Here is a 10744-nt window from a genome sequence, read left to right as displayed (position 1 = left end):
GGTCCCGGCATGCGATCAAGCATCAAAATGCCCACGGGTGCCCCGTGGAACGCCAATCGAGGCCTAATCCAGGACGGCCAGCGTTTTCCTGGGGCACGAGGAAAATCAGTCATCGGTCGTCATCCTTTTACATTTGATGTTTAGCATGTTGGGTGATGCCGGAATGCCACCTCTCAAGTCGCGCTCATCGGAAGATTGTGGTTCGCCTGCGACTTGGGGCAAGTTTATCGTCCACGCTTCTCATCGACAGTCTCAGTCAATTACGAATAACTTGCGTGGAACATTTGAGAGGAATTCAACCTGGCCTTCAGTGATCAGGATACTTTCAGTAATTTCAATGCCCCAATCTCCGTACCAAAGGCCGGTCATGAAGTGGAAAGTCATACCTGGGCGGAGCTCCGTCTTATCGCCGTCTCGGAAGCTAGCGGTGTTCTCGCCCCATGCGGGTGGATAGCCGAGTCCTATCGAATAGCCGGAACGGCCCGTTTTGACCAAACCGTAGCGGGCCAATTGAGTAAGGTAAGCATTGGCGATGTCTTCGCATCGGTTACCAGCTAGTGCCTTCTCGAGACCAGCTTGCATCCCATCGAGAACCGCCTTTTCGGCGTCGAGGATCTGAGGGGTCGGCTTGCCGAGGTAGTACGTCCTTGCGAGGGGGCAATGATAGCGCTTATGAACACCCGCGAGCTCGAAGAAAATGCTTTCGTCGGGTCGGATTGGACGATCGCTCCACGTCAGGTGGGGAGCCGCGGCGTCGGCGCCAGCCCCGATATTGGGTACGGCCGGATAGTCTCCCCAGTATTCTCTCACACCGCGGGTACCTGCATGGGTCAACTCCGCAACTACATCCGACTGCTTTGCGCCGGGGCGTAGCACCTCGGAAATGCGTTGGTACATGGCTTCGATGATCCTGCCAGCACCGCGCATGTACTCAATTTCTCGTTCTGATTTTGCGATACGTTGCCAGCTGATAAGTCGGTCAGCGTTTTTGAATGTCGCGTTAGGCAGCGCTGCGGAAAGAACTTCAAACGACAAGGCGGAGAAGTAGTAGTTGTCCTTCTCCACACCGATAGTCGAGGAGCCATGCCCCTCATCATCGATTATCTGACTAAGAACGGTCATAGGGTGCAATGTGTCGGACTGGACGTAATGGTCTTCGTACGATCTTATTCGATCTTCACCCAGGTAGGTGGTCCGGCGACATCCGTTGGCGTCCATACCGCGGCCGAACCAGAGCGGGTCTTTGTCCTTGGATACAGCCACGCATTGAGGCACATAGAAGGCGTTGCCGTCGTAACCCGTCAGCCAAGCCATGTTGGCAGGGTCCGTAACGACCAACAAATCGATCCCCGCCTTCTCCATTGCGGCGCGGGCTTTTTCGAGACGGGTCTTGTATTCTGATAATTCAAATCTAAGCACTTCTGGACTCATATAGGAACTCCTCGACGAGTATGTCCATCTCGACAAATTGATTATTTAAAGTTACTTATGCTGAGTCTGCCAGACAGTCGTCGTCATAATTCCGCAATTCAACATCACCTCAGTGCTTCAAGATTTGGCTGAGGAAGAGCTTCGTTCTTTCGTGCTGCGGATTGGTGAAAAAGTCGTGTGGCTTGTTTTCTTCGACGATGAGGCCTGCATCCATGAAGACCACTCGGTCCGCAACGGAGCGCGCGAAGCCCATCTCGTGGGTGACGCAGACCATAGTCATGCCGTCGCGCGCGAGACTGGTCATTGTGTCCAGCACTTCAGCGACCATTTCCGGATCGAGCGACGAAGTCGGCTCATCGAAGAGCATGACGGCAGGCTCCATGCAGAGGGAACGGGCAATCGCGACGCGCTGCTGCTGTCCTCCGGAGAGCTGCGCGGGATATTTGTTTGCCTGCTCCGGTATGTGGACGCGCTCGAGGAACTTAATCGCGAGCTTCCTTGCCTCGGCCTCAGGCACACCTTTAATCCACATCGGGGCAGCCATGCAGTTCATCAGCACCGTCATGTGCGGGAAGAGGTTGAAGTGCTGGAACACCATGCCGACGTTCTTGCGAACTTCAGCCACGTCGCGCATTTTGCTATGCAACCTGATCCCGTTAACGGTGATCTCACCCTCCTGGTGCGCCTCAAGCCGATTGAAGCAGCGGATCAGCGTCGACTTTCCCGATCCAGAGGGACCGCAGATAACGACGCGCTCGCCTTTGCGAACGGTGAGATTGATGTCAGTCAATGCTCTGAAGGCACCGTACCACTTCGACACCTTCTTGGCTTCGATAACCGTGTCGCTCAACGGCCCCTGCCCTTGGCTCGACGACCTCCGATCCGAGCTCGACTCAGGACGCGCCACTTCGGCAGCCGCATTAGAATACCCGTTTGGACCGCCCTTCAATTGAACCACGCTGCTGACGGTCATCGTACCTTGCTCCTAGCGTAGTAACGTTCGATCCTGGATTGGATCAGCTCAAGGCAGATGGACAGGATCCAGTAGATGATGGCAACGGCAATCAGCATCTCCATGTGATTGAAGGTGGCCTGACCAAGCGTGCGAGCGAGAAACGTCAGTTCCCACACGCCGAGCACTGAGACGAGCGAGCTGTCCTTCAGCATTGAGATGAACGAGTTCCCCATTGGGGGAATGATGACGGGAAGCGCCTGCGGCAATATAATCCGGCGCATCGTGAGTCCAAAGCCGAAGCCCAATGACCGGGATGCCTCCCATTGGCCGCGGTCGATGCTTTGAATTCCGGCGCGGAAGATCTCTGTCATATAGGCCCCGATGCACAGCGAAAGCGCCAATATGCCTGATGGCACGGCATCCATCACAATGCCCAATTGCGGGAGGCCGAGATAGATCAGGTAGATCTGCATCAGAAGGGGCAAACCGCGGAAGAAAGAAGTGTAAAAGCTGGCTATGCCGTAGGCGAACCCGTTGCTTGAAAGTTTCGCAACAGCGGCAACAATCCCTATCAGCGAGGAGAATACAAGCGAGATCGCCGAGACATAGAGCGTCGTCACTATGCCCTGTGTGATTAGGAAGGGCAGGTTCTTCCAAATAAAGGGCAGATTTAAGTTTAACGTTTTAACAAAAACGAGAAAAAGTATCAGCATCTCAAGCCACACGATGCCGATTTGAACCTTCAGCGGCACAAAACCGATCATCACGAGATTGAGGCAGAACACGATCGCAATCACAAACGCGATCGCGAAGCGCCCGTAAAGGCCGCTCTCCAGCGGATCGCCGATGACCGGCCGCATGAGTTCGCCCATAGTCGTGCCGGTCAGGTTGAGCGCCAAAAACACAGCGAGCACGACTGCGAATACCGAAGCGATGAACCACGGTTTGTGGACCAGGATCTCGGATTCGACTGTGTCCTGATAAAGCATTAGCACCCTCTTAAGGAAGCTAGCGACCAAGGCTAGCCTTGGTCGCTAGCGATTCACCACTCACTCTTCGACGGATCGATCTATTCCGTACCATTTGATCATTATCTTAGAGAGAGTGCTATTATCCCTCATCTTCTGGATGGCCTCAGCGATTTTGTCGCTGAATTCCCTGTCGCCGCGCAGAATTGCGATAGCCGACGGCGAGAAGAATAGTGGCTCGTCGAGCTCTTTCAATGGATAGCCGGCTTTGATCGCATTGCGTAGATCCGATCGGTTGGCTAGGACGGCATCAAGCCGAACACCATCGCCGAGCCGAAGGTCGTCAAGTGCGACATTGTCGGTTTGATAGGTCTTTATCTCGCCTGGCGTGAATTGGAATTTAATTGGCTGAGCGCCTGCCTGACCGCCGACCACCCAGTCCTGCGTTAAACTGTGATTGGCATAAGACTCGGCCACCGTGCTTGCTGTGACGCCGATCACCCTACCGTCGAGATCGGATGGCTTGGTTGATTTGCAATCCCTGTGAACGGCCGCAACCACCGCCCCGTAGGCGTAAACAGCCGGGAAGCTAAGTTTCTCGGCGCGGGCTTTAGTTGGGGCCATTTCACCCATAGCCATGTCCCAACGGTCCTCCCACTTGCCTGAAGTGATGATATCCCAGGCCGGTGTTATGAATTCAACCTTCACGCCCAGATATTCCGCGATGGCGTTGGCCACGTCCACGTCGGAACCATCGAGCTCATGCTTGTCGTTCAAGAATGAAAGCGTCCCCCAGTCCGTCCCGGCTGCGACTCTCAGCGTTTTGGTAGCGAGCACGTTATCGAGTACGGCGCCGGCGCTTGCCTCAGGTGACGCAGCCAGAGACGCAGCAGCGAGTAAGGCTGCAGCTGCTATCATCGTCATCAGCTTGTTCATGCGATCCTCCCTTGTCACCTTCTCATCCTCATTCGAGACGTGGATTGGTCTAGGCAACGCGATCAGCCTCCCAAGCCTGGGCAAGCAGCGACCGTTTATTCGTCCCAGTGTTGCCTCGTGCTGACCCTATGTCAGGCACATGAGTTGACAAGAACATTATCAATATCACCTCCATCTAGAACTCAGATGGTTCAAAGCAGAGCCGCGCCTACGGGGCAGCTGGCTGGCTAGGTCCATGGTGTGAGTAGGCGATCCCGTGGCGATCACCGACACGACGTCATTGCATCTCTTCCTGCAATTGGCCCGGGTTTGGTGTGAATGTCGCGCACAGTGTTCAATCCGGGACATCGCTCGCGCCAGACACGACCTTTAAACGGATCGTCAGCTGCCCTCTGCTCGAACCTTCGGGCACCGGTGGTGCCAAGGTCTGGCGTCTTCCAGATCGCGTGCGACACGGACGAGTGTGGCCTCGTCGCCAAACCGGCCGACAATCTGAACACCGATCGGCAGCCCGCTAGAGCTTTGTGCCAAAGGCAAAGACACCGAAGGCTGCCCGGTGACATTGAAGATGCCAGTGTATTGACAAATAGCGGTATCTGCTTCCAAGTATTCCTTAACGGAGACCTCCGGGTTAACCGCAGAATAAATCCCACCATGCGGCACGGCCACGATCGGCATTGTGGGAGTCAGCAGAATGTCGAAGCCATGGATCGCCTCGCCCACGCGGGAACGCATTCTACGAAGGCCCTCTTGGACGTCCCACGTTTGGGATAGGGGCAAATCGCGGCCATATCGATACCTTTTGAGGTTGACCGGCTCCAGCGTGTCCGAGCTAATCGTACGCCCCAGAGTACGCGCCGCTTCTTCGAGCCAAATGGCGGTCGTCGGGGCGGAGTCAAACTTGCTGTACTCGGCCGGTTCATATAGCGGATCGATGTCTATTATCGTGTGCCCCATTCCCTCAAGAAGCGTTGCCGTCGCCTCGACAGCGTGCAGCACTTCTGGGTCAAGGTCGATCGCGCCCCAACTGGTTCTCGCGACCCCCACCCTCAAAGTGCCAGTGGGCTGTGTCAGTTCCTCTAAGTAGCGAAGGCTTGGCTGGACGATGATAAATGGATCGCCAGGGTGGGGACCAGAAAAGACATCCAGCGCAGCAGCCATGTCGCGCACCGTCCGACAGAGAACAAACTCGCGGCTGAGACCAGACGATGCGTCCTGATTGTGCGGGCCGCCGGAAACTCGTCCTCGCGACGGGTTCAGCCCGACAAGGCCACACCAGGACGCCGGGATGCGAATTGACCCACCGCCGTCGCTGCCATGTGCAATTGGGGTGATGCCGGCGGCCACCGCCGCTGCTGCTCCCCCGGACGAGCCTCCCGCGGATCGTTTCAAATCCCATGGATTACCTGTAATGCCGTTGACAATCGACTCCGTCATTACGGTAGATGCAAGCTCCGGTATCGTAGTTCTTCCCACGGTCCGAAGCCCGGCCTCTCGCGCGCGACGAAAAAAATAGCTGTCGGTATCGGAGCGGCAGCCTTTGAAAAGACGGCTTCCGTGTTCCTGGAGGCGCCCAGCTTCCGTAGCCCCGGTATCCTTGCGAAGGAATGGCACGCCATTGAAAGACCCCGCGTCTGCGCCAGCAACGGTCTCAGCATCTTCGTAGAATTCGATAACGGCATTAATAAGAGGATTGATCTCGTCGTGTACCTGGCGGGCCAACTGCGTCAGTTCCAGAGCAGTCACTTCACGGGTTCTCACCAGCGAGGCTAAACCAGTTGCATCGTACTTTGCGTATTCGCTTAACCTCATCGCAGCTATCCTTTGTCCCCTCGTCCGGCTATAGAAGTAAGCTTCTGCACCCGCTAAGGTGGGGAAGCCTGTCGGCAGCAATCCGCCACCGAAGCGAGATAATCATGTGTGTTCACGACCTTGAGTCGTGCGCTACCTGGTCGGTTCGGGTTGCGGCTGGCGGATGTTGCCGATCCACTTTCGGGACAGTGGCAGATGTCCGTGAGTGGCTTCGGGAGCTGCCGCGGCGTTTATTGGTCCATTCCATTCATGACATGGCGCTTACGCTGATTGGAAATCGAGCTCACCGAGAACGAATGCAGTCTTCTAGTGAAAGAAGCGACGGAGGACAGCCTCGGTCGCCAGAGCTTAGCGCGCGCTACTTTTCGGTGGTGTAGTCCACCCCGTACCACTTCAGCGACAGCTTCGGCAGCGTGCCGTCTTCTTTCATTTTCTTGATAGCCTCGGCGATCTTGCCGCTGAATTCCTTGTCTCCATGGAGCACCGGAATGGCTCCCGGGGAGGAGAATAGCGGCTCGCCAAGAGGCTTTATTGGATAGCCAGCCTTTATTGCATCATCCATCACAGTTCCGTCAGTTAGGACTGCATCCAGTCGAACTCCATCGCCTAGCCGGAGGTCGTCGAAAGCCACATTCGTAGTCGCGTATGTTTTGATTTCTCCTGGCTTGACCTGAAACTCAATCGGCTTCGCGTCCACCCAGTTGGGTTTAAAGGTATGGTTTGCATACTCCTCTTGCACGGAGCCCGCGGTAACCCCAACCTTCTTGCCGTTCAGATCGGCAGGTTTGACTGCCTTGCTATCCTTATGTACAACAGCAACCACCTGCGCATAGAAGTAAACGGCAGGGAAGTCGAACTTCTCAGCTCGCACCGCAGTTGGTGTCATCTGGCCCATGGCGATGTCCCAACGACCCTGCCAATTGCCTGACGTGATGATGTCCCAGCTAGGAGTCACGAACTCGATCTTCACACCCAAGTGGTCGGCGATGCCCTTCGCAACATCGATGTCATAGCCTTCGAGTTGTTGAGTTTCGTTGTTCAGGGACGACATCGTTCCCCAATCAGGTCCAGCTGCGACCTTGAGCGTCCCCGACTTCAGCACCTTATCGAGCACGGCCCCAGCATTGGCTGCGCTCGTCGCGGCCCCGATTCCGACGGCTAGCGATGCCACGGCCGCAACCACAGTCATAAATTTGTTCATTGGTGTTCCCCTGTCGTTGCTGTTTTCTCAAGCAGCCGGCACGAACGCCTGCGGAGCAGGCCGCATTTTGGAGCCTAGCCTGTGGGGGCCAACTTTGCAACAGATGTTTTCGACAACCATAAAATGGCGCAGATGGATCATATCAACGCGGAGGCGGCTGAATGTGATGCGCGTGGAGCCCTCGAGGCGAACAGTGCTAGCGAGACGCTGACTATCTCGGCCTGAACTCATTCCTGGCGCAGACCCAGTCCAGTGCTCGTTCGAAGCATGCCGCATCAGCATGGTCCGGTAGCGAAAATGGTCATTGTCACGATCCGGAGAATAGCGCGGCCGGACCAGGCCACGGGATACCAGCAATTGCGACGACTGCATCGCCTCGGCGGTCTGAGTTTTGCCGCGCGACCTGGTAAGTGCGGCACAGCGCTTGAGACTGGATCGCCTCCAGGGACGCAACAACCTCATCGGCCTCAACAACGAGCGGCTTGCGCGGCTCCCGCGCGTGGGAGATCAATTCCGAGATCGTTGCCTTGAACGAGGGGGCACGCCTTAAGAGAACCGCGGGCGGAAACGCCGGCGCATCGCTTGAAAGCGCGAGGCAGTGATGTCCTCCCCTTGCTTAATGCAGGCGACGAGCCCAGGGTCCATCTCCGCCTCCCATTTCGTAAGGTACTCTGCGAGCCCGGTCAGGTCCGCGGACCAGAAGAATCGGAAAAGCTCCGGCCCATCCTTCGCCCAAGGGATCGATACCTCCTCGACGATCGCCCCAAGTTCTGTAAAGCGCGCCGCGGCGACCTTCACGAGTTCGGCGACCTCCGAGTCTACGTGGGCGATACCTAGATCAGGGCTGTAGGCAATACGCCTGCCCCTCACGCCATCGCACAGCCGGGCAAGATAGTTGGCGGGCCCCGCCTCAAGCGATGAATAGTCAAGAAAGTGAGGCCCGGCCATCACCTCAAGCATCAGAGCGGCGTCGGCGACCGTGCGCGCCATCGGCCCGACATGGGAAATGGGCTCACCCGCGGAGACAGGAAAATTCGGCACGCGCCCGAAACTGGGTTTGAGTCCAAACACACCGCAGAAATGCGCGGGAAGGCGGATCGATCCCCTCCGTCACTGCCCTGGTGCAGCGGCCCCAAACCTGCTGCTGCGGCAGCACCCGCGCCGGCTGATGATGCGCCGGCGTTCTAGCCGAGCTTCCATGGGTTGCTGGTAATGCCCGTTAATGGACTGCGCGAAACGCCGGTCCAGCCAACCTCAGACATTGTAGTCTTCCCTACGATGATCGCACCTTCGTCTCGCAGGCGCGGCACGATCGGCGCATCCTCGGTTGGCTGATGGCCGCAGTAGATTTTGCTGCCTCGCTGTGTCGGCATATCCTTGGTAATCTGCAAGTCCTTGATCGTAGCGGGCACGCCGTGCAACCGGCCACTTCGTGAACCGCTCATCAGAGCGGCTTCCGCCATTTTCGCACCATCCATCGCGCGATCTGCCGCAATGTAAGCGAAGGCGTTTAAACTGGACTCCAGCGCGGCAATGCGGGCCAGGAGATCGCGCATATACTCAACCGGCGAAATTTTTTTGTGCGGATAAGATCTGCCAGCTCAATGGCCGACATAAAGCCTATGGTCTGAGAGTCCATGTGATCGGTCCTTTGTTAACTGCCATGTTGACCGGCGGGCGTACCTCGCGCCGTTTCCACTGATCATCTATCAACCGGCCGGCGCTTTTTGTGGCCAGGCGCAATTTGCCTGGAGGATGGTTCCACGGGTTGTTCTCGGCCGCACCATCGCGCACGATCTCGATTGCACAGGCTAGTGCTGTCAAACTCATCTGCAGTTGCACCATTTCGCCCGGCCGATACGAAACCGCTCGCCGTAGCACCAGATCTCGCCGCCCGCGCATCCATGCCCCACCGCTCGTAGTAGGAGCTGCGCACGGCCAGCCCCGCTGCTCGGAATAGCTTGGCTCTTGCGTGTTTTGGATTGGTGAAGAATTCGTGCGGCATGCCGTCTTCGACGATATGGCCCGCATCCCGCTCTCCGCTCACGAGCGCTGTCAGCCGGGCCTCTTCAAACGAAGGTCAGCAGCCGGCGCGGATTATCGATCATGATTGCATTGATCTCATCCCCCGAGTAGCCGCGCTTTCCCATATGGGGGAGGACCTTCTGCTGAATATGGGTATAGCCATGCCCACCGAACTCAGCCAACCGTATTGCGTTGCAGATGTCGTGACTAATCACGATCTGCCCAAGATGTCCGCGATCAATCAGACGCCTGATCGTTCGGATGCGCATGCCGTCGTTCGGCATGTCAATGTCCGCAAGCGCGTAATATGTGTTCTCCAGCCCGAACAGATCCCATTCCAGCACAACGCCGGAGTCCGCTAGGCGGAATAGGCGATCATCGTCGAAAATTGTTCTGTCGATATGATCGATGATGGTGCGCGAAAGATCGGCCCCGTGCTCCCTTAGGAACTCAATGAGCATCCAGGGGTGGTCCTCATGGCGGGCCGGGTGGATAGTCAGGGCCGCTCCCGTTTCCTGCTGGGCGATGACGGCAGCCGCCAGCACACGCTTCTCGAGATCGGTCCACGGCCATTGGCAGCCTATCTCACCAACGATGCCGGCCCGTACTTGGGTTCCCCAGGCACCCAGTTGAACCTGATCAATCATTTCCTGGGCGAAGCTCTCGATGGTTCGATTGTGATTACCCGGGTCCTGGCAGTCCTCGACGTAGTGACCGCAGCCCATCACAATATGGGCGTTACTCTCTCGCGACACCTCCATCAGACCCTCGGGGTCAGGGCCGATACCGCCGATGGTTAGCTCGACGATTGTCCTGCCACCTGCCTCGACCATGCGAGCGGCCTCGCGAGCAGCCACCCCGCGATCCTTCTGCCGAATGTCGCGCGGATCGGCGGCGCCACCCATCAATAGTTTCCAGTAGTCGCGCGGGTCGGGACCGCCGGTGCTCGATTCATCCTGTCGACCCGGCTGTACAAAATCCCAGAAGAGATGCTCGTGCATCAACGTCTGGCCTAGCGTCGCCGGGTCAACCAGACCCAGCACCGTCTGGGCCTTACGCCTCATCTCATCTCTGCTTAACCGCACATTTATCTCCATTGACCGGGTCAGGATATTCCGAATGCTCGGAAACCAATCCTGTTCAGGCTTGGCGAGCCTCGCCCGCAATAGCAGCTCGTGTAAAATGCAGATTTCAGATTGTTGGCATCTGGCCGCACGATGGCCTTACTGTCGGGACAACACTGGGCTGTGGAATTCGGGGTAGCACGTGTAGACTGACCGACTCTGTTCAGGGCAACGCGGGCTTGGTGATGGCCGCAAGGGTGAGCCGGCAAAGGGTCCGTAATGTCGTAGATGGATAATCCTGTCTTACTGCGTAGGCTATCTGTCACGCATGGGAACCCTGTGCATTCGAAGA

The 10744-nt window shown here is 57.0% G+C and carries 9 protein-coding genes; all 9 read right to left on the bottom strand.

Annotated elements, in window-relative coordinates:
• Positions 1 to 252 precede the first annotated feature (252 nt).
• Positions 253 to 1431 (bottom strand): M24 family metallopeptidase, encoded by a 1179-nt coding sequence (locus tag H0241_RS34240; RefSeq protein WP_181062122.1) that lies wholly within the window; start codon positions 1429 to 1431, stop codon positions 253 to 255.
• A gap of 109 nt (positions 1432 to 1540) precedes the next feature.
• Entirely contained in the window at positions 1541 to 2404 is an 864-nt protein-coding gene (locus H0241_RS34235; RefSeq protein ID WP_407941795.1) for an amino acid ABC transporter ATP-binding protein, read from the bottom strand.
• Positions 2401 to 3375, bottom strand: coding sequence for an amino acid ABC transporter permease (locus tag H0241_RS34230; RefSeq protein WP_181062121.1), 975 nt, complete (start codon positions 3373 to 3375; stop codon positions 2401 to 2403). The genes H0241_RS34235 and H0241_RS34230 overlap by 4 nt, the downstream gene beginning before the upstream one ends.
• 60 nt (positions 3376 to 3435) lie before the next feature.
• The gene (locus tag H0241_RS34225; RefSeq protein ID WP_181062120.1) at positions 3436 to 4290 is read right to left on the bottom strand and encodes a transporter substrate-binding domain-containing protein; all 855 of its coding nucleotides are present in this window, start codon (positions 4288 to 4290) and stop codon (positions 3436 to 3438) included.
• 381 nt (positions 4291 to 4671) lie between these two features.
• Positions 4672 to 6102 carry an amidase gene (locus H0241_RS34220; protein ID WP_181062119.1) on the bottom strand — a complete coding sequence of 477 codons (1431 nt, stop codon included), beginning with the start codon at positions 6100 to 6102 and terminating at the stop codon, positions 4672 to 4674.
• Positions 6103 to 6460: 358 nt separating this feature from the next.
• Positions 6461 to 7303 carry a transporter substrate-binding domain-containing protein gene (locus tag H0241_RS34215; RefSeq protein WP_181062118.1) on the bottom strand — a complete coding sequence of 281 codons (843 nt, stop codon included), beginning with the start codon at positions 7301 to 7303 and terminating at the stop codon, positions 6461 to 6463.
• Positions 7304 to 7849: 546 nt separating this feature from the next.
• Positions 7850 to 8374: an amidase family protein gene (locus H0241_RS36185; protein ID WP_328824962.1), complete on the bottom strand. Its 525-nt coding sequence runs from the start codon at positions 8372 to 8374 to the stop codon at positions 7850 to 7852.
• 113 nt (positions 8375 to 8487) lie between these two features.
• Entirely contained in the window at positions 8488 to 8859 is a 372-nt protein-coding gene (locus H0241_RS36180; protein WP_268926464.1) for an amidase family protein, read from the bottom strand.
• A gap of 513 nt (positions 8860 to 9372) precedes the next feature.
• Positions 9373 to 10392: a phosphotriesterase family protein gene (locus tag H0241_RS34205; RefSeq protein ID WP_210285181.1), complete on the bottom strand. Its 1020-nt coding sequence runs from the start codon at positions 10390 to 10392 to the stop codon at positions 9373 to 9375.
• Positions 10393 to 10744 lie beyond the last annotated feature (352 nt).

The organism is Mesorhizobium neociceri (assembly GCF_013520985.1).
In the GTDB taxonomy this organism is placed as follows: Bacteria; Pseudomonadota; Alphaproteobacteria; order Rhizobiales; family Rhizobiaceae; genus Mesorhizobium; species Mesorhizobium neociceri.
This window is presented reverse-complemented; position numbering and strand designations above follow the sequence as displayed.